20 protein-coding genes are annotated in these 24,787 nt (G+C 29.4%); 12 read left to right on the top strand and 8 right to left on the bottom strand.

Features of this window, described 5'->3' with window-relative positions:
• Positions 1 to 3: 3 nt before the first annotated feature.
• Positions 4 to 738: a response regulator gene (locus GCL60_RS05315; protein WP_161998091.1), complete on the bottom strand. Its 735-nt coding sequence runs from the start codon at positions 736 to 738 to the stop codon at positions 4 to 6.
• 174 nt (positions 739 to 912) lie between these two features.
• Between GCL60_RS05315 and GCL60_RS05310 the strand changes: the two genes are divergently transcribed.
• The 6 genes from GCL60_RS05310 (at position 913) to GCL60_RS05285 (ending at position 9,109) form a co-directional block, all read left to right on the top strand.
• A complete protein-coding gene (locus GCL60_RS05310; protein ID WP_153418945.1) occupies positions 913 to 1,779 on the top strand; it encodes a CheR family methyltransferase in 867 nt (288 codons plus the stop codon).
• A gap of 49 nt (positions 1,780 to 1,828) precedes the next feature.
• The gene (locus GCL60_RS05305) at positions 1,829 to 4,678 is read left to right on the top strand and encodes an ATP-binding protein (protein WP_153418943.1); all 2,850 of its coding nucleotides are present in this window, start codon (positions 1,829 to 1,831) and stop codon (positions 4,676 to 4,678) included.
• Between the two features lie 118 nt (positions 4,679 to 4,796).
• A complete protein-coding gene (leuC, locus tag GCL60_RS05300) occupies positions 4,797 to 6,200 on the top strand; it encodes a 3-isopropylmalate dehydratase large subunit (RefSeq protein WP_153418941.1) in 1,404 nt (467 codons plus the stop codon).
• Positions 6,201 to 6,210: 10 nt separating this feature from the next.
• A complete protein-coding gene (gene leuD, locus GCL60_RS05295) occupies positions 6,211 to 6,810 on the top strand; it encodes a 3-isopropylmalate dehydratase small subunit (protein WP_153418939.1) in 600 nt (199 codons plus the stop codon).
• Between the two features lie 16 nt (positions 6,811 to 6,826).
• Positions 6,827 to 7,906 (top strand): 3-isopropylmalate dehydrogenase, encoded by a 1,080-nt coding sequence (gene leuB / locus GCL60_RS05290; RefSeq protein ID WP_153418937.1) that lies wholly within the window; start codon positions 6,827 to 6,829, stop codon positions 7,904 to 7,906.
• A 36-nt stretch (positions 7,907 to 7,942) separates the two neighbouring features.
• The gene (locus GCL60_RS05285; RefSeq protein WP_153418935.1) at positions 7,943 to 9,109 is read left to right on the top strand and encodes a LeuA family protein; all 1,167 of its coding nucleotides are present in this window, start codon (positions 7,943 to 7,945) and stop codon (positions 9,107 to 9,109) included.
• Here the strand turns inward: GCL60_RS05285 and GCL60_RS05280 are convergent, their stop codons facing one another.
• Complete coding sequence (locus GCL60_RS05280; RefSeq protein WP_153418933.1) at positions 9,110 to 10,459, bottom strand: GNAT family N-acetyltransferase; 1,350 nt, start codon at positions 10,457 to 10,459, stop codon at positions 9,110 to 9,112. It lies immediately after the preceding gene.
• A 119-nt stretch (positions 10,460 to 10,578) separates the two neighbouring features.
• Positions 10,579 to 11,526 (bottom strand): phosphatidate cytidylyltransferase, encoded by a 948-nt coding sequence (locus tag GCL60_RS05275; RefSeq protein WP_161998090.1) that lies wholly within the window; start codon positions 11,524 to 11,526, stop codon positions 10,579 to 10,581.
• Positions 11,527 to 11,608: 82 nt separating this feature from the next.
• Between GCL60_RS05275 and GCL60_RS05270 the strand changes: the two genes are divergently transcribed.
• The 3 genes from GCL60_RS05270 to GCL60_RS05260 are packed head-to-tail and all read left to right on the top strand — an operon-like array spanning position 11,609 to position 15,604.
• On the top strand, positions 11,609 to 13,693 hold the full coding sequence (locus GCL60_RS05270) for an Hsp70 family protein (protein WP_153418929.1): 2,085 nt from the start codon (positions 11,609 to 11,611) through the stop codon (positions 13,691 to 13,693).
• A gap of 1 nt (position 13,694) precedes the next feature.
• Positions 13,695 to 15,128 (top strand): hypothetical protein, encoded by a 1,434-nt coding sequence (locus GCL60_RS05265; protein ID WP_153418927.1) that lies wholly within the window; start codon positions 13,695 to 13,697, stop codon positions 15,126 to 15,128.
• A complete protein-coding gene (locus GCL60_RS05260) occupies positions 15,125 to 15,604 on the top strand; it encodes a hypothetical protein (protein ID WP_153418925.1) in 480 nt (159 codons plus the stop codon). The genes GCL60_RS05265 and GCL60_RS05260 overlap by 4 nt, the downstream gene beginning before the upstream one ends.
• Here the strand turns inward: GCL60_RS05260 and GCL60_RS05255 are convergent, their stop codons facing one another.
• From GCL60_RS05255 to GCL60_RS05245, 3 genes are all read right to left on the bottom strand, one after another.
• Positions 15,605 to 16,627 carry a C1 family peptidase gene (locus GCL60_RS05255; RefSeq protein WP_153418923.1) on the bottom strand — a complete coding sequence of 341 codons (1,023 nt, stop codon included), beginning with the start codon at positions 16,625 to 16,627 and terminating at the stop codon, positions 15,605 to 15,607.
• Positions 16,628 to 16,680: 53 nt separating this feature from the next.
• Positions 16,681 to 17,703: a C1 family peptidase gene (locus tag GCL60_RS05250; RefSeq protein WP_153418921.1), complete on the bottom strand. Its 1,023-nt coding sequence runs from the start codon at positions 17,701 to 17,703 to the stop codon at positions 16,681 to 16,683.
• A gap of 62 nt (positions 17,704 to 17,765) precedes the next feature.
• The gene (locus GCL60_RS05245; RefSeq protein ID WP_153418919.1) at positions 17,766 to 18,788 is read right to left on the bottom strand and encodes a C1 family peptidase; all 1,023 of its coding nucleotides are present in this window, start codon (positions 18,786 to 18,788) and stop codon (positions 17,766 to 17,768) included.
• 916 nt (positions 18,789 to 19,704) lie between these two features.
• On the opposite strand from GCL60_RS05245, the gene GCL60_RS05240 reads away from it, so the two are divergent.
• From GCL60_RS05240 to GCL60_RS05230, 3 genes are all read left to right on the top strand, one after another.
• Positions 19,705 to 21,234: a tetratricopeptide repeat protein gene (locus GCL60_RS05240; RefSeq protein ID WP_161998089.1), complete on the top strand. Its 1,530-nt coding sequence runs from the start codon at positions 19,705 to 19,707 to the stop codon at positions 21,232 to 21,234.
• 78 nt (positions 21,235 to 21,312) lie between these two features.
• Positions 21,313 to 21,711: a hypothetical protein gene (locus tag GCL60_RS05235; protein ID WP_153418915.1), complete on the top strand. Its 399-nt coding sequence runs from the start codon at positions 21,313 to 21,315 to the stop codon at positions 21,709 to 21,711.
• A gap of 143 nt (positions 21,712 to 21,854) precedes the next feature.
• Positions 21,855 to 22,856 (top strand): hypothetical protein, encoded by a 1,002-nt coding sequence (locus GCL60_RS05230; RefSeq protein WP_153418913.1) that lies wholly within the window; start codon positions 21,855 to 21,857, stop codon positions 22,854 to 22,856.
• A gap of 86 nt (positions 22,857 to 22,942) precedes the next feature.
• Here GCL60_RS05230 and tsf read toward each other — a convergent pair whose 3' ends face one another.
• Both tsf and rpsB read right to left on the bottom strand, forming a co-directional pair.
• Positions 22,943 to 23,887 carry a translation elongation factor Ts gene (gene tsf, locus GCL60_RS05225; protein ID WP_153418911.1) on the bottom strand — a complete coding sequence of 315 codons (945 nt, stop codon included), beginning with the start codon at positions 23,885 to 23,887 and terminating at the stop codon, positions 22,943 to 22,945.
• Between the two features lie 71 nt (positions 23,888 to 23,958).
• On the bottom strand, positions 23,959 to 24,750 hold the full coding sequence (rpsB, locus tag GCL60_RS05220) for a 30S ribosomal protein S2 (protein WP_153418909.1): 792 nt from the start codon (positions 24,748 to 24,750) through the stop codon (positions 23,959 to 23,961).
• Positions 24,751 to 24,787: the final 37 nt, after the last annotated feature.

The raw sequence follows: 24,787 nt of genomic DNA, 5'->3' as shown, positions 1-24,787 counted from the left end.
CTTTTAGCTATCAAATTTTTCAGATCTTTCTGGAACATATGCAATTGAATTGCATTTTTCTAATGTCTCAATTGCAAATCCTCTTGTTTCATCATTAAAATATTTAAACTCAACGCCAGCACAATATTCTCCATTTGTGTTACTATTTCCATTCCATAAAACTTCAGCAATACCTATTATTTTTTTGCCATTTAAAAATGTAATGTCTAATTGAATAAAAATGCCTGCTTCAAGAAGATTTTTCCCAGTTGGTATTAATGCTCCGCCACGTCCCATTAAAAATGGAGTTTTTTCATTAGGGTCTTGATTGATTTTAATTTCGATTTCTATTTGTGAACTTGGTTTTATAGCGTAACGTTCGTGTGAAGGGGAACATAACCACTCTAAATTTTTTATTAAATCAGGAAGGTCAAATGGTTTAGAAATAAGACCTTCTGCTCCATGAGCATGAATTTCTTCACGTGTTACATCTGAAAAAGCTGTAATAAATAGAAAAATTGGTTTTCTTAAGTTTAATTTTTTTGTTTCATCAAGAAGCTCTATTCCATTTCCACCAGGCATACGGACATCACTTATGATTAAATCAATTTTTTCTGATTTAACAATATGAATGCCTTCTTTTCCATTTTTAGCTTCACGTGTTTTTGTATCAATAGATTGAAGCTCGGAAACCAGCATTTCTCTTAAATCAGGCTCATCATCGACAACAAGTACCAGATGATCCTTCAAGTAAGTCATAGTTTTGCTCCAATAAATTGTTACTTTTCGACCTGCTACGAACATTATCGTTTTAATATCTATCAATACAAAATTCTTGTGTTGAAAATCCGACAGTCTTACTAAAAATAATTTAAAAGAACCGATATAAGCTATGGTATTTCTGAATTCGTTCAACTTGATGAGGGTAAAAAAGTGAGTGAAACTCCTCAAAAAAATTCAATTACACATGAGGAGCTTATATCAGACATTGAAGGATTTAATAGTTTAGCAAAAATCCTTTTAGAACGCACTGGTATTTATATGGATTCAAGTGATAAAAATTTTTCATTAATGTCAAATAGAATGCATCGTGTATTAAGAAAACATGATTGTAGTTCTTATAAAGATTTTATTAAATTAATTGAATCTGGTGTAGCAGATATTATGAATGAGTTTTTAGAGGTATTAACAACAAATACTACTCATTTTTTTAGAGAAAATGAACATTTCACTTTTTTAAAGAAGACTTTATCAATAATTGAAAAAGATCTTGAAAAAGAAAAAAGAAATGAAATACGAGTTTGGTGTGCAGCGGCAAGTACGGGAGAAGAGCCTTATACAATACTCATGACTATCTTAGAATATTTAGGCAATTATCCAAAACTTAGCATAAAAATGCATGCAACAGATCTAAATACTCAGGTGCTTGAAAAAGCAAAATTAGGAATATATAGACCAGAAATTTCTGAAAATATCACTCCCGATCTTTTATTAAAATATTTTGACAAAGATTTAAAAACGCAAAATTATCAAGTAAAAGAAAAATTCAGAAGTATGATTGAATTTAGTAAATTTAATTTAAGAAATGAAACATACTCTTTTCCCTATAAATTTGATGTTATTTTTTGTCGAAATGTAATGATATATTTTACTCAAAATGTGGTAGAAGAAACAATTTTAAAACTTTCTGGATGCCTTTCTAAAAAAGGTTATTTGTTTATCGGGCATTCGGAGGCTATGATTGGTGATAAACATAAATTAAAATCTGTTATTCCCGCAGTATATCAGCATATGACTTAAATAAAATAAAAATATTCCGATAAAAATAAAAATTACTTAGGAATATTAAATGGAATTCGCTTGTAATTGTATAAATGAAAAAGATAGAATAAATACGTTAGAAAATTATTATATTCTAGATACAGAAAATGAAGAAATATTTGATGACATTACTCTATTAGCTTCTTCTATTTGTAAAACATCTATATCTCTAATTAGTTTAGTTGATAAAAATAGGCAATGGTTTAAGTCAAAACATGGTTTAAAAATTGAAGAAACATCGAGAAAAATCTCCTTTTGTGGTCATGCCATTCATCAAACTAAAATCTTAGAAATACAAGATGCTAAAAAAGATAAACGTTTTTTTGATAATCCGTTAGTGGTTGGAGAGCCTTTTATTCGATTTTATGCAGGGGCACCATTAATTTCTTCAAATGGAAATATAATAGGAACATTGTGTGTAATTGATCAAAAACCAAAAAAATTAACAAAAGAGCAAAAAAAGCATCTTGAAAAACTTTCAAAACAAGTTATAAAAATTTTAGATCTACGAATTGAAAATAATAACTATTATAAATTAAAAAATCATTTAAATACCATATTTGATAATATGAATAATGCTTTTTTAGTTCAAGACGAAAATGGAGAAATTAATAAATTCAATAAAACAGCTTTAGATATTTTAAAATTAAAATCTAATGAATCGTTAAATCTTAATTTTTTCTTAGATCAAATTGACATCCTGAATGAAGATGGAAAAAAAATTAATAAATATAAATTTCCATCTAATATTTCTTTGGAAGAAGGAGAAAATTTAAGAAATATTGTGATTGGTCTAAGAAATAAGAAAAAAGAAATAATTTGGTTACGTATAAATACAACCGTTATTTTTCATCAAAAAAGTACAAAAATACTTTTTGTAATAACTGAATTTACAGATATAACAGAAAATAAAATTTTGTCTGATAATGTTAAAAAAATTCAATTAGAGATATTAGAAAAAAGAATTTTTTTGGATATCATTTTACAAAATATTCCATCTGCAATTATAGTAAAAGATGTAAAAAATGATTTTAGAAATTTAATATGGAGTAAAGGGGCGGAACAAATTTTAATGCGTTCTGCTGAAGATGCAATTGGAAAAAATGTATACGATCACTATCCTAAAGAAATTGCAGATAAATATCATAATTGGGATTTAGAAGTTATTAAAAACGAAACTGTTCTAAAAATTGAAGCTGCAGAAACTTTAGTTCCTCATAAAGGGAAAATATTAGTACAAACAAGAAAAATTCCAATTAAAACAAATTCAAATGAAGGTTATAGGTATTTATTAACCGTTTTAGACGATATAACAGAATTATATAAAAATAAAGAAGATGCTCAGGCTGCTGCAAAAGCTAAATCTGAATTTTTAGCAAATATAAGCCATGAAATTAGAACACCAATGAATGGAATAATTGGTATGTGTGATTTATTATTAGATAATAATTCTTTGCCTAACCAAATTGAAAAATTAAAAATAATCCAAAATTGCGGAAGTGTTTTATTAAATTTAGTTAACGATGTCTTAGATTTTTCAAAACTTGAAGCTGGAAAGTTAAATTTAGAAAAAATACCATTTAATTTAAATAAAAGTTGTTTTGAAATTGTTGAATTATTAAATAATCAAGCCTCTGTAAAAGGTCTTATTCTATCCTATAAATGTGATCCTTTAATTCCAGAATGGATTTTAGGTTCTCCTAATCAATTTAGACAAATATTAATGAATTTAGTTACAAATGCAATTAAGTTTACAGAAAGAGGATATGTTAGAATCTTCTCAAAATTAATTAATGATATTGATAATAATTTAGTAATTGAAATTTCAGTTGAAGATACAGGTTTAGGAATTTCAAAAGAAAATCAAAGTAAATTATTCCAAAATTTTTCACAAGTAGATGCTTCAACAACAAGAGTTTATGGGGGAACAGGACTAGGGCTTGCCATTTGCAAAGGGCTTTGTGAATTAATGGGTGGTACCATTTGGTTAGAGAGTATAAAAGAGAAAGGTTCTGTATTTTTCTTTACTTTTACAGCTCAAAATTTAGATGAAAATCAAAAATTGAAATTAAATAAGCCCTCATTCATTTTTGATTCATTTATGGAAAAAAAATATCCATTAAATATTTTAGTCGTTGAAGATAATAAAATTAATTATCAAGTAATTAATGGAATTCTTGAAAAATTTGGATATAAACCCGATTTAGCTACCAATGGTATCATTGCTTTAGAAAAAATAGATACAAATAATTATGACCTTATTTTTATGGATAGTCATATGCCAGAGCTTGATGGATTTGAAGCAACAAAACTAATTATTAAAAAATATGAAAAGTTAAATAAGAAAAGACCACGTATTATTGCTTTAACAGCAAGTTCAATGAAAGAAGATAAAGATCACTGTTTTTCAATAGGTATGGATGGTTTTTTAAGTAAGCCCATCTTAATTGAATCTCTTTTTCAGGAAATTGAAAAATGTTTTTTGAATATTGAAAAGGAATATAATTTAAATTTTAAAAATGAGAATTCTAAATTATCATTTAATTTAAATAGTTTTTTAAATAATTTTCATGGTATAGAAGATTTAGCTTACATTACTATTGGGAATTTTGTAAAACTTTTGCCTAGCTATAAAAATAAAATAGATCAGGCAATTAAAAATAAAAATGCTTTTGATATAGAATATTCGGCTCATAATTTCAAAAGTGCTTTATCATATATAAACGCAGAAAAATCTTTATTTATTGTTGAAAAAATTGAAAAAATGGGTCGTGAGAATAAAGTTGATTTAGCAATAAATTTATATGAAGAATTAATAAATGAGTTAGATAATTTAATGAGTGAATTAATGAATTATGAACAAAAGAAAGAAAAATAATTTTTGGTATTCTATTTAATTTAAAAAAAAATTATAAATAATATTATTGAATTTTTAATTTTTATATTATATAAAAAATTTGTTATCCTGTTTTGAATTTTAAAAAATGGAATTAATCATGAAAAAAAATATAGTGGAAAAAATTTGGGAAAATCATAGTATTGATAATCTTGAAGATGATTTTTCTGTTCTTGTTATTGACTTTATTCTTTTACATGAAGTGACATCAGCTCAAGCTTTTAAAGAACTAGAAGAAAGAAAAATTCCAATATTAAGCCCAAATCAATGTGTTGCTACTGTTGATCATATTATTTCGACAAGTAAAAACAGAAAACAAATTGATAATAATGAAGCTAAAACGCAAGTTGAAATATTAAGAAATAATACCAAGATAAACAGAATTTCCTTATATGATTTTGAAAGTGGTCATCAAGGAATTGTACATGTCATTGGACCAGAATTAGGTATCACACAACCAGGTTTAACAATAATATGTGGTGATTCACATACAGCTACTCATGGTGCTTTTGGAGCCCTAGCCTTTGGAGTTGGTACAACTGAAGTTACTCATGCTTTAGGAACAGGATGTTTGTTACTTAAAAAACCGCTTGTCATGAAAGTAGAGTTTCAAGGAGAAGTTTCAAAGGGTGTTTTTGCAAAAGATCTTATCATGAAATTAATTGCTACCATTGGAATTGGTGGTGCAACAGGCCACATTATTGAATATGGTGGAGACATAATTCAAAAAATGACAATGGAAGAACGAATGACAATTTGTAATATGAGTATTGAATGTGGTGCAAAAGCAGGCTTAATTGCACCTGATAATACGACATATTCATATATAAAAGGGCGTCCCTATGCACCACTAAACAAAGATTGGGAACAAATGATTTCTTATTGGAGTTCATTTAAGAGTGATCAAGGTTGTTCATACGATAAAGAAATCATAATTGATATTTCAAATATGAAACCAATGGTAACTTGGGGGACAAACCCTTCTCAAGCAATTGAAATTGATAAAAATATACCTTTAGAAAAGGATATGAATTTAAACGATCTTATTATGTATAATCAAGCGATTGATTACATGAAACTGAATCGTGGTTTTCCTATTGAGGATACAAAGATAGATTGGGCATTTATTGGCTCATGTACAAATGGTAGAATTGAAGATTTAAGAATATCAGCTCAAATTTTAAAAAATAAAAAAATTCATCCTTCTGTTACTTTTTATATTGTTCCAGGATCTGAATCCATTTTAAAACAAGCTCAAATAGAAGGATTAGATAAAATTTTTAAAGAAGCAGGAGCCGACTTTAGAATGCCTGGGTGTTCATTATGTCTTGGTATGAATGATGATAAAGTACCAAATGGAAAAAGATGTATCAGCTCTTCAAATCGAAATTTTATGGGACGACAGGGCACTGGTAGTTTTACACACTTAGCTTCTCCCGCAACAGTAACGGCAAGCGCCATTGAAGGCAAAATTTCTTCTCCCATAAAATATTTTTTAAATTAGGAAAATTGGTATGAATAAAATAGAATTTATATCTGGTAAATGTATACCATTAGAAATGAATGATGTTGATACCGATCTCATTATACCTGCTCAGTATTGCGCTTCCATCTCAAAAACTGGATATGGTTTGAATCTGTTTAGAAGATTAAGAGACCAATCAAAAGATTTTGTTTTTAATCAGATTAAATATGAAAATTCAAATATTTTAATTAGTCAAAAAAATTTTGGATGTGGTTCTTCTCGTGAAGCTGCTGTTTGGGCATTAAAAGAGTATGGAATTAATGTTGTAATTGCAAATTCTTTCGCAGATATATTTTCAGGAAATTGTTTAAAAAATAAAATATTACTAATTACTTTAGAATTGAATATTATTTATAAATTGATTGAAGATTCTAAAAATCATTCACTCACCTTAAAAATTGATTTAATAAATAATACTATTAGAACTTCTTTAAATGAAATAATTCAAATAAAAATAAGTGATTTTCAAAAATCATTTTTTATAAATGATTTTAATGAGATTGATTTCTTGCTATCTTATAAAGAAAAAGTTTTAAGTTTCAAAAATTATCAATTAAGTAATAAAATATTGCCTATATTAAATCAATAGTAAAAAAGGGACAATGATGAAAAGATCAATTGCAATTTTGTCAGGTGATGGAATTGGACCTGAAGTTATGGATCAAACAATTCGAATAATTAAAAAAATTGAAGAAAAATTTGGTCATCAATTTCATTTGCAGTATGGAGATGTTGGTGGTGTAGCTTATGATAAATTTGAAAAACATTTACCAGAAATGACCCACCAGATATGTGAATATTCTGATGCTATTTTATTTGGTTCTGTTGGTGGACCATTAACAGAATCGCATTTAAAAAAATGGCAAGACTGCGAAAAAAACTCAATATTAGTTCTACGAAAAAAATTTCAATTTAGTACCAATATGAGACCGATTAAAGTTTTTCGTGAATTAAATGCGATAAGTCCTTTAAAAGAAAGCATAGTAGGTGCTAATGGAATAGATTTTATTATATTAAGAGAGCTTTTAGGAGATGTTTATACAGGTGAACATAAAACATATATTGAAAATAATTTAAGAACAGCAACTGATCTTTCATTATATAATGAAAAACAAATTAAAATATTGGCTCATCATAGTTTTAAAGTAGCACAAAAAAGAAAATCTAAAGTAACATCTGTTGATAAAGCAAATGCTCTAGATACTTCTAAGCTTTGGCGCACAATAATGAATGAAGTTTCAAATCAATATCCGGATGTTTTTTTGGAGCATATGCTCGTTGATAATTGTGCATATCAATTTATGATAAATCCTTCACAATTTGATGTAATTGTTACAGCAAACTTATTTGGAGATATTCTTTCTGATGCTGCTGCAGGATTAACAGGAAGTCTAGGTCTAATACCGTCTGCAAGCTTTAATGAACAGGGATTTGCTTTATATGAACCCTCTGGAGGATCTGCTCCTAATATTGCAGGAAAAAATATAGCAAATCCTATAGCGCAAATTTTATCTTTTGTTTTATTATTAAAGCATTCATTTGAATTATATGAAGAAGCAATATTAATAGAAAAAGCAATTCATCAAACCTTAAAAAATGGCTTTAGAACGCAAGATATTTGTTTTTCAGACAACAACTATGTATCCTCATCCAAATTTACAGATATTATATTAAGTTTTATTTAAAAAAATATTAAAAATTAAAAATAGAAAGAGGATAAAATGAAGAGAATAACAATACTTGATACAACTCTTCGTGATGGAGAACAAGCGCCAGGAAATTCAATGACTCTTTTTCAAAAAGTTGAATTAGCGCTTATGCTTGAAAATGCTGGTGTAGATTGTATTGAATTGGGTTTTCCTGCTTCTTCAAAAACAGACTATGAAGCCAGCAAGTTTATATCTTCTAAATTAAATAAAACAAATTATGCAACTTTTTCAAGGGCAAATATAAATGATATTAAATTAGCAATAGAATCTGGAGGTGTAAGTGAAAGACATACAGTCCAAATAGTTGCTACAGGAAGTGATCTTCATTTAAAAAATAAAAGAAAAATTACACGAGAGCAAGGACTAATTGAAGTTAAAAATTCTGTTTCATTTGCCAATCAAAATGGAATAAAAAATATAGCTTTAGGAATAGAAGATGCTAGTCGGGCTGATTTATCTTATATGAAATTAATGATAGATGAGGGAATAAAATCTGGAGCAAATCAAATTATAGTTGCAGATACTACAGGATTTGCTACACCAACAAGTTTTTCAAAATTAATAAAAATGATTCGAAGTTGGTTGTTACCTAATATAAAACTTTCTACTCATTGCCATAATGATTTAGGACTTGCTCTTCCAAATGCTTTAGCTGGAATAGAATCTGGGGCTGATGAGGTTCAAGTTACTTTAGGGGGGATAGGTGAACGTGCAGGAAATACTTCTTTAGAAGAATTAGCTGCTATTTTATATTATAAAAAAAATGATTATGAAATGTTTACAAATATTCAAATTGAAAAATTGTATGGTATTTATAATTTATTAAGAAAATTTATTCAATTAGAAGAGCCAAGAAACAAACCTATATTTGGTAAGTATACATTTAGTACAGCGGCTGGTATTCATCAACAAGGCATGATACTTGATCCAAATACTTATGAATATGTAAAGCCAGAGCATTTTTCTAGGGAGCGTTCTATGTTTATTTCTAGATATTCCGGTAGAAATATTATTAAATACGCTTTATCAACATTAGATATTTCTCTTGATTCTAAAAAAATTGATGAGCTTTATTTTGAATGTATAGAAAAAAAATCGGCGAATTATTTTGATAATTTTCAAAACTTAATAGAAATATTAAAAAATGAGATAAAAATTCCTAAACAGAATATTCAATAATTATGTTTCTGTATTTGCTAAGCCAAGATAATGAGATACTCTGGAATAAATTTTATTCCAAATAAATTTCTCTATAAGAACTTCACCCGTTAAAATTCCTTTTGCATCAAGAATTAATAAAGACTCTTTTGCTTTTGATTCTTCAAACTCTTCTTTCCATTGATAATTTAAAGCAATAAAGCCTACTTTAGTATATAAAGGTTTTAAAGGCTCTGGAGCGTTTGCAATGATATGAGTATGGCCAGACTCAATTACAATGCGAACAATTTGTCTTATCATATTTATAAATACGTCACTCTCTCTGTATTCTTTATCCCATGCGAATTTAGAAATTTCAACAAATTTTTTGGACCAAAGCCATTCTGGAACTTCATTTACAAATTGATTCATTTCTGTTTTATTTTTATCTCTTAGATTATAAATAATTCGAATACAAGCAACAGGTTTTTTTCCTACTTTACATAATACTTGTCTTGAATAGTTATCATATATATCTTTGTAACTTTCATCATTATTCTCAGTATCTGTTTTTATCGTTTCAAATAAACCAATTTTTCTAAGTTGGATTACTTTTTCCATATCAAATTTATCAAGCGCATAATAATATGATAAACTATTTTCAATAATATCTACAGGCAAATTATTTTCTCTTAGCTCTTTTGGTGTTACTTCCACTCCGCAAAACAAAATATACTCAACCATAACCTGTAAAAATTTTGAATTTGTATTTTCAAATTTTACATGCACATAATATTTATCTTTTTCAGAAGGTTTATTTGAGTTTATTGTTTGTTCTATTTTTACATTAACAAAAAACTCATCTCCAGCAGGAATGCTTACTTTTAATTGAAGTTCTAAATTAGGAATGAGCGTTTTATTTCTTGCCGATGTCATTAAAATCATTCCAGTAGAATGAATGCTTTTAATTTTAAAAATTAATTTTTCATGAAAAAAGAAAGGATCTTCACACCAACAATGAGGCGAAAAAATATCTGGAATTTCGTAATTTTTAATGTCACTTTTTAAATTATTGTCATTAATAAATTCTATGCCATATCTTAAATATTTAATTTCTTCTATTGTATTTTCAAGAATATAAACAACCCTACCACGACAAAAAGAATTTTTTTTATTTCTTGTTTCATAATATATTTTTACGGTGTCGCCTTTTTTGGGATAAGTAGATAATTTTTGATCAATAATATAAATGTTACTTCCCCAAGGTGAGATATCTGTTATTTCACCATGAATTGATCGAGCTTCATCTTCGTCTTTTATATAAATTTTTATACCTTCGCCAATAAAAACGCTTCTTCGCGTATCTCTGCGATTTTCTATTGTATCGGTCATAATTAAATTCCAATAAAACGTATTTAAAATATTAAATTCGTTCGTTTATTAAATTTTTTACTAAATGCTCTTCGGAAGAAACAAATAAATAAGAAAGAGGTACGCATGAAAGAGTCAAATTATTTATATAAAGAAAAAAACAGAAAGGCTACTGGGATACCAAGTATAAGGGAATCAATACGATCAAGAAAACCGCCATGCCCTGGTAGTAAATTGCCACTATCCTTATATCCTCCTGCACGCTTAAAAGCACTTTCCATTAGATCGCCTAACTGTCCTGCAATTCCCATACATATTCCAATAAGAATGGCATACCATGCAGGGAAGGGCAGGTTAAAAAAATGAGATAAAACAAGGGCTGTTAAACCACTGAAAAGTAACCCCCCGATGGCGCCTTCAATGCTTTTTTTAGGAGAAACTTTAGGAATCAGTTTGTGTTTTCCAAAACGAGAACCAATAAAATAAGCTCCCGTATCTCCCATGAGAATGGTTGCTAAGCAAAAATAGAGCTGTGCGCTTCGGTAAGATCCATCAAATTGAATCATGCTTAATTTAAGCAAACAAGCAGCAGGCAGGGCAAGATAGATAAAACCAGCAATGACATTTAAAAGCTTATTTGATGCCGTATGCATGTCATGAGCTCTTCTGTATATAAGTATTGCTGAAATAAAAAAACAAAGAAATGTCCAGCTAATAGGAATAATAAGTATTTTTTGAGGCTGATTTTCAAAAATATATGTTGAAAAATAATAGGAAACAATTAAAAATGCATATGAAAATCCAATTGCAAAATGTTTTGCTTTTAACTTTGGTCTAGGTTGTTCGATGGCAACGGAGCCATCCATGATGTTCCAACGAAGAGCTGCAAACTCGGTTCCGGAAAGAAAAATAGCTACTGTTATTATGATAACGAATAGATGGGGAAAAAGATGTTCTGGTGAAAAGCTTAAAACATATACAATAAGAGCGGAAAAAATGGTTGCAGTTAATAAACGAGTTTTGAGCATATATAAAAAACCAATCTTATAAATTTGAAAAGTATCCATTCCGGTTTGACCGGTTTGCATTCTGCAATATGCCATAGTAATCAAAGTCTATCAAATAGACATTCCTGCGGCCTAAATGGTCGCTTACTTTGGAGTCTAGTATATGAATGTTCTTCAGTTTAAGAAAAAGAGTAAAGATAAATCAGCAAATGTATTGTTTAGTTCTAGTGAAATTAAGATGCTTCCTCAAGAAGTATCTGCAATAGGGATAGATCTTGGAACAACAAACTCAGTGGTTTCCGTGTTTTCATATGGCGCAACCCATCCTGTTACCTTAAAATATGAAGATACTTTATTAGTTCCTTCAATGGTATATTTTGATTCTGAAAATAATATTGATATAATTGGGGAACAAGCAAAACGAAAGTTAGATACAGCACCTTCAGAGGTTATAAAAAGTACAAAAAAAAATATGGGTAAAAGCGCTTCTTATTTTAAATCAAATGAAAAGTCGTATACTCCCGAAGAAATTGCTTCTTTAGTGTTAAATTATTTAGTTTTACACCCTGTTTTACAAGAAGAAAAAAATAAATTTGGTGGCATTTGGGCTGTTATTACTGTGCCTGCGCATTTTGATGATGCAGCACGATTAGCTACAATTGCAGCAGCTGAAAAAGTAGGAATCCATGTATTAAGAATTGTGAATGAGCCTACAGCAGCTGCGCTTGCCTATAGTATGATGCCCGAAGATAAAAAAAATGATAAAGAAACACTCGCTGTTTTTGATTTTGGTGGTGGTACTTTTGATGTAAGTATTGTTGATAGAGACGGTTTTGTTTTTAATGTTCTAAGTAGTGAAGGTGATGTTCATTTAGGTGGTGATGATATTGATGATGCTGTCGCTCAATTTCTTTTAACTAAAGTCCACCCTCAATTAGTAGCACGTCGTGCATTAAAAGATTCAGAACTTTATCGTAATTTATTAGTACTTGCTGAAAACGCAAAAAAAACTCTTCAAACAGAAGGGTTAGTTGAGGTTTCACAACAAGATCTTGATGGAAAAGGTTCTAGCATTCAGGTAGAAATAAACCGAGAACAATTCGAAAATTTAATATCGCCCACTTTGCAAAGAACACTTTATTTAACTGAAAGTGCAATGCATGCTGCAAAACGCAGTCCTAAAAATATTTCTCGTATTCTTCTTGTTGGAGGAAGTACACGTTTAAGTTTAGTTAGAAAAATGCTTTCCGATTATTTTCCTTGCATGGTTGATGCTCGTCTTGAACCAGATTTAGCTGTGAGTTGGGGTGCATCTTTACAAGCTGCAATCATTTTAGGAATTCAACCAGATACTATTTTAGTTGATGTCTGTAGCCATACTTTAGGAATTGGCGTTGTTGAAAATACAGAGTCAATTAATGAAAATTTTAAAATTGTTGCTAAAAAATTTGGTATTCCATACCCTATTTCAGAACAAGAACTTCATCGAAAATTAGGTTCTCGTATTGAAGAATTTAATAAAGAGCTTCAAAAAATGTTATTTGTTGCTCCTATTTTACATAGAAATAGTGCTCTTCCTGCAAGAAGATCCGAGTTTTTTAATACTATTTACAATAATCAACATGCTGTTCATGTTGTTGTGGTTCAGGGTGACGGTGATACCGTAGGTGAAAATAGATTGATTGGTTCTTTTCTTTTTGAATTAGAACAACCTTGTCCTAAAGGAACTAGATGTGAAATTCAATTAACCTATGATGTAAATGGAATGGTACAAGTTTTTGCTAGACAATTAGGTACTAAAAATGAAGCAAAAGCACAATTCGATAGCAGAACTGGTGAGGTAACAGGCTGGACATCTCTTGTTCAAGAAGATATGAATCCATTTATAGATGATGTGAAATCAGATAACGTTGATGAGATATATGCAAATGTGAATCCAAAAGAGATAAAATCAATTTATAATGAAGAAAAAAATATATTATCTTTTCCTTTTGGTGGTAAAACAAATAAAATTGAGAATGAATATAGTTCCGATTTTAATTTGAATGCTGGTATTGTGAATGCTTTAATATTAAGGGCAAAAAGAAGATTATCACAAATGGATTCAGCTTCTTTAGAATTTCTTAAGGTTTCACAATTATTGTCTCAATATTCGGACTTATTATTAAAGTCACAACAGGGACAAGACAACGATGATGATATTGAAAGTGTTGAAATTGAGTTACTTTCTATGCTAGAGGGTAAATAAGTTGATAAAAAATTCATTAATAAAAAAAATTGCAATTGAAATAGAAAATGATTTTTCTATATTTGAGGAATACTTACTTACTCCAACAAAAATTCATGAATTTAAAAACTTTTTAGCAAAGTATAGAGGTATTTTTGATTCTGAATTTAAACATAATTATGAAATAAAAAAAAGCGCTGAACAAACAGCTGAAAATATAATTCAATTTTTTATAAATATTTTTTCAAAAATTGGGTTGGCAGAAGAATCTGTAGAAAATATTAAAGAAATTCTTTCTGAAACAGAAAAAATAGTTAATTTAACCCTCTATTATTGGTTTGGGTTAAATGATCGTAATTACCAGTTTAGAACTTTAATTCATTTTTATAATATTGATGGAATTGGTTCTGTTTTTTTAACTAAAAATAAACAAGATTTTGCCGTATCATTAAGTGAAGATGGAATTCGTTTTGGAGTTGTCGAAAGTGCGCATGAGCCAAAATGTATGCCCGTTTCAAAAGTTTGTGAACTTAGCCTTTTAAATGAGTTTTCAGATGAAAGATCTTTAATTGCAAGAATAAGAACAATTCAACGTGAAATTTGTTTATTAATAGATGATTGGGAGCATTTAAACTCCATTTTAGCAGTTGAATATGGTCGAATTTATGTTGAGCTTCAACAAGAGCAAAATAAAAAAAATGAAGAAGCCTTTGAAGAAGTAGTCTTAAAAATGAATTTAAGAAGAGATACATTAGCACAATGGTGTCTTCAATCTTTTTGTGATTTTCAAGAATGGCTTACTCAATTTATGAGTTATAAAAATCTTTCAGAAGATATTTATTCTGAATTAGATGCCACATCAGGCGTCCTGCTCTCAGGTATTCAAAAAATATTTTTACCAGCGTCTGTAAGTAGGCATAGATATTGTGATGAAGTTCTTCCGTTGTTAGAAAAATTTGCTAAATCACGAATTAAATTAAATGAAGAAGATATGTCTTCACATTTGTTACTTCAGGCTGTTCAAAGTGCAATGGGTCATGATTTTTTGTTAAATGCAATGGATATCATAAACAAAAGACCATATGAATGGAAACTTTCTTTTGATCCTTCATCAGCTTTAAAAGCATTTTGTTGGAGTTACTCAAAAGATCATCATTTATTATTAAGCATTATTTATGCAATTTGTTTCTTTAAAAAAGTATTGCCTAATTCTTTAGATTCTAATTTATTATCAGATATTGCAACAACAATTCAAATGCCAGAAACTTTTCCGCATGACCTTTCAAATAGAGTTATTCATAATAAAAAGACAAACATAAGTGATTCTGATAAACAAATTCTAATAAATACTTTAAATCAATATATAGATAACAATGTAAAAATAAATAAAAATAATGAAGAACTCATTCAATATATTCGTAACGTTATTTCTCAAAACAAGGTTGTCAGCGAATGAATCATTTTTACGATGAAAAATTTGAAGAAAATATGATTGTTCCAAGAAGAAGAGCAGCAAGTGAAATTAAATTGCTGAGACTTGAGCTTATTCCCAAAGGGAAAACACCATGTGAAGAAATAGGAAGCGAATGGTCTTCTGCTCAACCAGCAGAAAATCTTTCTCCTTCGAAAGCAGCTTCAAGTCTTGGAATTGAAATATGGTCACCACAATCTGTAGTGAAAAAAAGATATAAAATACTTCAACTCCGATATCCGCCAGATCAATTCGTAGAAAAACACATTGAATGGCGTCCTTCAGCTGAGTTACTTGGCAATCCAAGAAGTCGTTTAAATTGGTTTTGGCAAAGTGGATTTGTTCCTTTACCAGAAAGTAATTTAAATTTTAAAGAAGGTTCAATTTGGGATAAAGAAAATGCAGAGCCCATGATTCACTCACGGCTCGCATTAAAAAGATTAATTGAAAATTTTAAATAATTATTTAATAACGGTTTGGTCCATAGCCATTGCATTAAAAAAAGCATAAGTCATATAAAAGTTTCCGTTGTCTCCCGCATCTGAGCTCCAAGAATTTCTAATTTTTAATAATTTTTGACCATCATCATATCCAGTAACAATAACTTCATGGCCTGCGTCTGGTTTTTCTGGGCAGTAGTTTGTATTATCTCCTGGTTGCTTACAAGCCCAGAGTCCTCCTTGATTAAAATCTCCATCATCCACTTTTACATCAAAACCATTTACGGAAACTTTATTTCCCTTAATATCTGCTAAGGCTGTACCTATGACAACTCTATTTCCGTTATCTAAAGCCGCTTTTAAAATATCTAAATCAGCTTTTCCAAAATACTTGTAGTTTAAATTATTTGTAAATTTTTTTGTACTTCTTGTTGTGTATTTAGAAGGGCTAATGCTTTGTGAAGGATCCGCATAAGAATCTCCAAAACAATTCCCTTTTTTAATAATCCCATATTTTTTTAATGGATCTACAACTTGAGTTGCATTGTCTGCGCCATTCCAATAATCATTTCCTAAATATTTATTAAGTGCTAAAATACATTGTTGATCAATATAATCATTTAATTGAAGTTTTGCATCTAATGCCGCTGTTGTTGCAAAAGTAACACATGTACCATGAGAACCTTGATCTAAAACGTCCACGCCATTCATTCCAAGATCTACAGCATTAAAGCTGTTATCAAATGAGGTAATTCCATTTGAATAATCCCTTTCTCCGCCTTCTTGGATGAGTTTAGCCATGGCAGTTCTATTTTTTTGGATCATGGCATTCGTTGGTTGAATAGACATTAATTTGATAGTTTTAAATCCATTTAAAGCATCAACATCATAATTAGAATTTATATTATTATTTTTAATTTTCAAAGGTATCTTAGCATCAATTGTTCCGTTAACAGAAAAAAGTTCTGATTTGTCTGCAAATGCAGACAAAGAAAATAATGCAAAAGAAGAAATGAGGAGAGTGCTTTTTAAGTTACTTAACATGATAAGCTCCTTTGAAAATTATAATTAAATTAATTATTTATTTTAATCATTTTTTATCTAAATTCAGTCTGATTCATTGCCATTGCATTAAAAAAAGAATAAGTCATGTAATAATTGCCTTTTTCTCCAGCATCACTTCCCCAAGAGTTTCTAATTTTAAAGAGTTGTTGTTTGTCATCATAACCAATTATAACCACTGCATGACCTGCATTTTGGTCAGCACAATAATTAGTGGAATTTCCAGGTTGTTTACATGCCCAAAGACCGCCATCATAGCTACCTGATGATCCTTTAATTTTAACATCAAATCCATTTACTGAAATGGGATCAGATGTGTCCGCAAGAGCTGTTCCAATAGCGACTCTATAACCAGCTTTTAAAGTTGCTTTAACTACATCAGCATTTGCTTTTTCTGTATAATGATATGTAATTTGTCCTGTGTAACTTTTATCACTTCTTGTCAAATATTGCTTTAAGGTGACTATTTGAGATGGGTCTGGATATTTATGTCCAAAACAATCATTTTTATGAACAATTCCATACTTTTTAAAAAGATCTATTATTTTTCCTGGTTGTTCAAGATTACTCCAAAAATTTCTTTCATCAAATAAATTTGTTAATGCAAAACTACATTGGAGATCCATTAAATCGCCTTGTTTTAGTTTTGCTGCAAGAGCTGCAACTGAAGAAAAGGTAACAGGTGTTCCATGTGCTCCCTGATCTAATACAGGAACGCTTCCCATACCAAGATCAATAGAAGTTGCTGAATTTGTAAATGGTGTGATTCCATTTTTATAGTCAAACTCACTAATATTATTCATTTCTTGAATTGCTATTTTATTTTTTTCTTTAAATAAATCACTCACAGTGATAGAGTTTAATTGGATATTTTTAATTCCACTTAAAGATTCATTGTTAAAACTATTTGCATCTAAATTTCTATTTTTTAATGGTATAATTACGGAATGTGTCCCTTCCATTCTATAATATTCAGATTTATTATCCTCAGCAAAAGCAGATATAGATAATATCCCAAAAATAGATAAAGATATTTTATTTAACAAAATGATTCTCATAAAATTCCTCAAAAAAAAATTGTGAATATTAAATTAATTAATATTCACAATTTATATTTTTATTATTTTAATTCAGTGTGATCCATAACCATTGCATTAAAAAAGGCATATGACATATAATAATTTCCTTTTTCGCCAGCGTAAGTGCCCCAAGAGTTTCTAATTTTAAAGAGTTGTTGTTTATCATCATAACCAATTATAACCACTTCATGTCCTGCATTTTGGTCAGCACAATAATTAGTGGAATTTCCAGGTTGTTTACATGCCCAAAGACCGCCATCATAGCTACCTGATGTTCCTTTAATTTTAACATCAAATCCATTTACTGAAATGGGATCAGATGTGTCTGCAAGAGCTGTTCCTATAGCGACTCTATAACCAGCTTTTAGAGTTGCTTTAACTACATCAGCACTTGCTTTTTCTGTATAATGATATGAAATTTGTCCTGCGTAACTTTTATCACTTTTAGTCATATATTGTGTTGGACTAACTTTTTGTGATGTGTTTGCATATTTACTACCAAAACATTGATTTTTTGGAATGATGCCATATTTTTTGAGTGGTTCTAATATTTGAACAGCAGTATAAGCGCCATTCCAATAGTTGTTTCCTAAAAATTTATTTAAAGCGAGGCTACATTGTTGGTCTATGTAATCACCTTGTTTAATTTTTGCGTCTAGAGCTGCCGTCGCTGCAAAAGTAACACATGTTCCATGAGCTCCTTGGTCCAATACTGGAACATTCCCCATACCAAGATCAACTGAAGTTGCCGAGTTTGTGAAAGGAGTTATTCCGTTTCTGTAGTCTATTTCACCACCATTAGCGGTCATTTCATGAATTGCGGCTCTATTTTTTTCTTTAAAAGATTCACTTGTTGTGATTGTCATTAATTGAATAGTTTTGATACCTGTTAAACTTTCAATATCAAAACTATTAGTTTCTAAACTTTTATTTTTTAATGGAAAGCTTGCTGAATGCGATCCTTCAACACTATAATATTCAGACTTGTTTGAATCAGCAAATGCTGAAACAGATAACAATCCTAAGACAGATAACGTAACCTTACTGATCAAGTAATTACTCATAATAACCTCCAAAAGAATTGTTGATGTATCTAACAATTCAATCTATATTTAAAATTTTATTAAATAAAATAATTGTAAATATAGATTGAATTGTTAAACCTAAATTAAAGTAATTCATAAAGATAATTTCGTAAAGTAAATCAAATTTTTTTTGGTAATTTATTTAATAGGTAACCATTTATTTATATATTTTTTGTTAATTTAATATTGAAAAAAAACAAATTATAACAAAATATAAATATAATATTTTAAATATATTATTTAATGTCTTATTTTTTTGTTTATATTCAATTGAGCTTTCTCTAAAAAATAATATTAAAAATTAATAGGAATTAAAAAGGTTATCCAGCCAGAAATTTTGTAAATTTATTTAAAATAACAATTTATAATAAATCTACAAAATTTATTTATCATAAAATAAATATCTAAATTTGTTATTTTTAATAAAATATAAAAAATATTGACTTGTGAATTTTTTGTGAAAAATTTATAATAAACATTTATAACTATTTATTGATTTTATTTCTATAAATATAACATAATTTTAAATTTAAAATAAATTTTGATTATGTTGAATGATTTGAAGATAATTTTTATGAATGCTGTGTTTTAGAAAATCATTTTTAATTTATTATTTATTATAACTTTCTTTTTTATTGATATATGTCGCGTTTAATTAAAACAAAAATTTAAATTCATAAATTATTTTTTATTTTTATTTTTTAATGTCATTATTTTGACGAGGGTGGAAATAAAAAGTAAACAAAAATTAAAAAAATAATAATCTTATGAAATTACTATATAAAAATATATTTATTTCATAATTATTAATATCCTTGAAATCTCATTTACACACAAATTTTACCGAAATACCTATTGTGGAAAACTTTTGCTTTGTACTTAATAGGAGCTAATGATGGCTGATGCAAAATCAGAACATCTTCGGGTTGTCGTTATAGATGATCAATTAAATATGCGTAAAGCTCTTTACCGGATTTTTGATAAAACGGGACGTTATGAAGTAGAAGATTTTGGAAATGCAAAAGAAGCCATAGCTTGGTTAAAAACACATGGTGTTGATATTGTAATAACAGATATTTATATGCCATTAGGGGATGGGTTTGAAGTATTAGCTTATATCCGTGGCCGTGCCATGCAAAATGATATTCCTGTCTTATTTATATCTGGGGAAGCAACAAAAGAAGATATTGTTAGAAGTGTTGATCTGGGAGTGAGTGATTATATTTTAAAGCCATTTGAGCCACATGATATTGTTCAAAAAGCTGAGGTAATTATTGAAAAATATAGAAATCCTCCCGAAAATATCAAAAAATTGAGAAATGCAGAATCTTTATTTTTTAATGAAAAATATGCGGAAGCAAAAGCTGAATTCGAAAAAATACACGCTCAAAATAAACCAACAGCACGTTCATTAATTGGATTAGCCCAAACGGAAGCCAAACTTGGCAATATTTCAGAAGCAATGGTGCATGTGAATCAAGCAATAGAAAATAATAGTATGTACTATCCTGCCTATTCTGCAGGAGCAGATATTTTAATCTCAAATAAAAAACGCACCGAAGCGATCCCATTTTTAGCAAAAGAATTAAAAATTAATGGTAAACAAATTCATAGAAGAATGGTTTTAGCAGATATATATATAGAAAATTCAAAAACGCCTGGATATTATGATAAAGCTTTAGAGCAAATGAAATTAGCTTTGCAAGATGATCCAACAGATGAAACTCTTTTGTTACGTTTTGCTGAAATCATGTGGGGGTCAGGTAATAAAGAAAAGGCCATTCATTATTGCATGAAAGCAAGACGGCAAAACCCAGAAAGTACAAAATCATTAATGCAACTTGCAAATATGTATATTCAAGATGGTCACCCTATTAAAGCAATAAATTTATTTTCTGATATTTTAAATAAAAATGCGAATCAATTTGATGTTTACTTATGTCGGGCTAAGGTTTTTGAAAAAATGAATGAAAATGAGAAAGCTATAGCTGATTTAAGTAAAATACCTAAAACAATAGTTGATTTGAGACTTGAAGTATTAAAATCGAAGGGGCGTGTTTATGCAAAAATGGGTAAAATCCCTGATGCAATTGCGGCGTGCGAAGAAGTAGCAAATATGGAGCCTACTGCAGATAACTTAGCTCGTGTTGGTTTATTGTTTATTAGATTAAAAAACTACCGAAGCGCTTTAGGGTGGTACGAACAATCTACTTTAATGGATCCAGATCATTCAAAGTATGTTTATAATTTAGGTTGTTGCTATGAGGCGTTAAAAGATAAAAAGAAAGCAATTGAATGTTACGAGCGTTCATTGTATTTAGACCCTAATGGTAAGGAAACTATAGTTGCGTTATCAAGAATTAAAGGAACTCCGGTACCAAAAGCAAAAGCTCCTGTGAAATCTATGCCCCCAAAAGCAAGTTAGCATTCAAGTACTTTGATTTTTTATATATAATCAATTACATTAAGAATGATTAAGCTGCTTTTAATGAAAGGCTATAATATGAGTCATAATAAGCATATCGATAAAAATAAATCAGAAAAAAATAAAAATCAAAATGAAGATGAAAATCAAAAATGGTTTGATCGTGATGATTTTCAAGATTTGGCAAAAATAGGTGGCGATATTTTTAAAAAAACTGTTGCCACTGGTAGAGATGTCATTAAAGAAGTGAAAGATAATTTTCCAAAAGAAGCAACTCAATTATTAGCTAAAGGTAAAGAAGAATTACTTAAAGGCTTAAGTCAAGAAGTTGCTAAAAATATGGTTTCATTTGGAATTGAGAAATTTTTTGCAGTAGCCCGTCAGCATCGTATTGAGTTTTCAATACGTTTTAAAAAAAATGATGAAGATTCTCCTAAAAATGAAGAAGTAAGAAAAACATATAGAAATAAACATTAATTTTATATAAAAAAAAATCAAATTTAAATCCTAAATATATTTTAAAAAATAATTAAGAGTTTAGACTATCTTGTTATTTCTTTACTTGATTTGTTTTGATTAAGTCTTTATAAAGTTTTTTTATTTCGGATAGGAATGATTAAATGATTCTTAAAAATTTAAAAATTTATTTCTTTATAAAAATATCATTTTTTGTTTTATTTCATAATTATGCAATTGCATTAACAACTGCTGATATAATAGAAAAAAATATTATTACAAAAGATAAAAAAATATCAAATAATTTAAAAAAAGTTTTAAATTTAACATCTATATACCCCAAAGATGACTCTATTACAGAAGCTTTGTATTGGATTGATGGTACATATGATACACAATATTCCTGGATTAGAAAAGATAAAAAAGAGTTTTTAGATATAGAGAATAACATAAATATTAGCGATGATAATCTTGATGATATTATCAAAATAATTAATGAAGATATTGGATTTAAAAAAGAAGTCGCACCTTTAAATAAAAATTATAATGCAATACTATTTTTAGGTTCTACATTATTCAGAGTTCGTGATAAATTAGCTTATTTAAATCAAATTATTGATGATGGAACTATTAATCCTACAATGACCTATTTAATAGGTGGAGAAAGATTACTTTCTGAAAAAATATATGAAACAAATGAAGAGTTATTCAATAAAAAAAATGGGATAATTACATTTAATAATGACTATAAAATTCCTAAAATTCTTCCCGAATTAAAAGATGAAAGAGAAATGTTAAAGTTGGTGTTTTCACAATCGCTTCATCCTTTATTAAAAAATAAAATTGCCTTTGTATTTACTGAGAAAGAATTAAATAATAGCAAGGTATTAACTTCAAATAAAATAAAAAATTTTTTTAATGAGTTTGGTTGGAATTTAAAAGAAGGTAAATATCTTATCATAACGCAACAGCCTTATGCTTTATATCACAAACTAATTGTTGAAAAAATCTGTAAAGAAGAAAAAGATAAATGTCAGGGACTTGAATTTGAATCTATTGGTTCTTGTTCTAAAGAGACAATTGGATCTATTGTAGAAAAAAGAAAATATGTTTCAAGATTATTAGATTCTTTAGGTCGAACTCTTTTGTTAATTTCTCAAAAATAATTTTTTAATTAAAAAATTTAATAAAAAAAAGGGAGAGTTTCACTAAATAGGAAACTCTCCCTTTTAAAATATAGAACGATAAAGTATTAACCTTTTGCAGCAGCTGCAACAGTAGCTGCAACTTCAGCAGCAAAATCTTCTGCTTTTTTCTCAACACCTTGACCGAGTTCAAGACGGATAAATGAAGTTACTTTAAGGTCGTTAATTCCTAGTTTTTTACCAACTTCTGAAACATAAGCAGCAACAGATTTGCTGTCATCTTTTACAAAAAGTTGATCAACTAAACAAATTTCTTTGAACCAAGTTTTAATGCTGCTTGGAACAATTTTAGCAAGAGCAGCTTCTGGCTTGCCTTGTTGAAGAAATTTATTACGAATAATTTCTTCTTCTTGTTTGATAGTTTCAGCAGGAATTTCTTGTTCATTTAAAAATTGTGGTTTCATCGCTGCTGCTTGAAGAGCTACGTCTTTACCAAGTTCAATTAAACCTTGGTTATTTAAGTGAGCTTCAATTCCAGAACCAGCAAGTTCTACAACAACACCAATTTTACCACCGCCGTGAACGTAGGAAGTAACAAAGTTTTTGCCAGAACCAACACGTGCAAAACGGCGTACAGTGATGTTTTCGCCAATTTGTGCAACAAGTGCTGTAGCTGCATCTTTAACGTTTCCAGAAGCATCATAATTTGTTGCTAAAAGAGCGTCTAAGTCTGCAGGTTTTGCAGAGCTAATAATATTATGTAGATTGCTTACAAAAGCTTGGAAGCCATCATTTTTAGTAACAAAGTCTGTTTCACAATTTACTTCAAAAACAAAACCGAGATTATTGTTGTCTACAACAGTAGAAACAACACCTTCGCTAGCAGCTCTTGATGCTTTTTTAGCAGCGCTTGCTAAGCCTTTTTCACGAAGAATTACAACTGCTTTGTCCATATCACCTTCAGCTGCATCTAGCGCTTTTTTGCAATCGGACATACCAGCAAGTGTCATTTCGCGAAGTTCTTTAACCATTTGAGCGGTAACTGTAGCCATTCCTTATTCCTCTTTAAAATAAAATGCTGTTAATAATTAAGAAAGGCGTTCCTTACGGAACACCCAGAGGTTTAGTTCGCTTCGTCTTCATCGCGTGACTTAAGGCGTTTTACCTTAACTTGGGAACGTCCGCTGTCAGAAGAAAATGAGGAGTCTTCTTTTCCGGATTCAGATCTACGGCGTTGTTTGCCGGAAAGAGCTGCGTCTGAAATTAAGCTCGCATAAAGTTTAATTGCTTTAAGGCTGTCGTCATTACCAGGAATAATGTAGTCAACGCCGTTTGGATCACTATTTGTATCTGTAACAGCAATAACTGGAATTCCTAGGCGGTTAGCTTCTGCAATTGCTGTGAATTCTTTTTTCGCATCAATAACAAAAATCGCAGAAGGAAGTCCTGGCATATTTTTGATTCCGCCTAGAGAGCGCTCTAACTTAATGCGAAGACGCTCTTTAAGAGCTACTTCACGTTTTGTGATGCTTTCGTAAGTGCCATCGCTAGCCATTTTTTCAATACGTTTTAGTTTAGTAATACTAGAACGAACTGTTTGCCAGTTCGTCATCATACCGCCAAGCCAACGGTGGTGAATATGGAACATTCCAGCTCTTTCCGCTTCTTCAACGATGATTTCTTGAGCTTGTTTTTTTGTAGCAACAAAAAGGATATGTCCGCCTTCAGTAACAGTTTGTTCAACGAAAGATAGAGCATCTTTAAATAATTTTTGAGTTTTTTGGAGGTCGATAATATGGATACCGTTGCGCTCACCGTAAATAAACGGACGCATTTTAGGGTTCCAACGACGAACTTGGTGACCAAAGTGGACGCCCGCATCAAGGAGGTCGCGCATTTGAACTTCAATAGACATAGAAAAACTCCTGCTTGGTTATTTGGTTTAACCCCTT

Source organism: Silvanigrella paludirubra, from assembly GCF_009208775.1.
Classification (GTDB): Bacteria; Bdellovibrionota_B; Oligoflexia; order Silvanigrellales; family Silvanigrellaceae; genus Silvanigrella; species Silvanigrella paludirubra.
The sequence above is the reverse complement of the archived record's forward strand: the minus strand, read 5'-3'. Positions and strand labels throughout refer to the sequence as shown.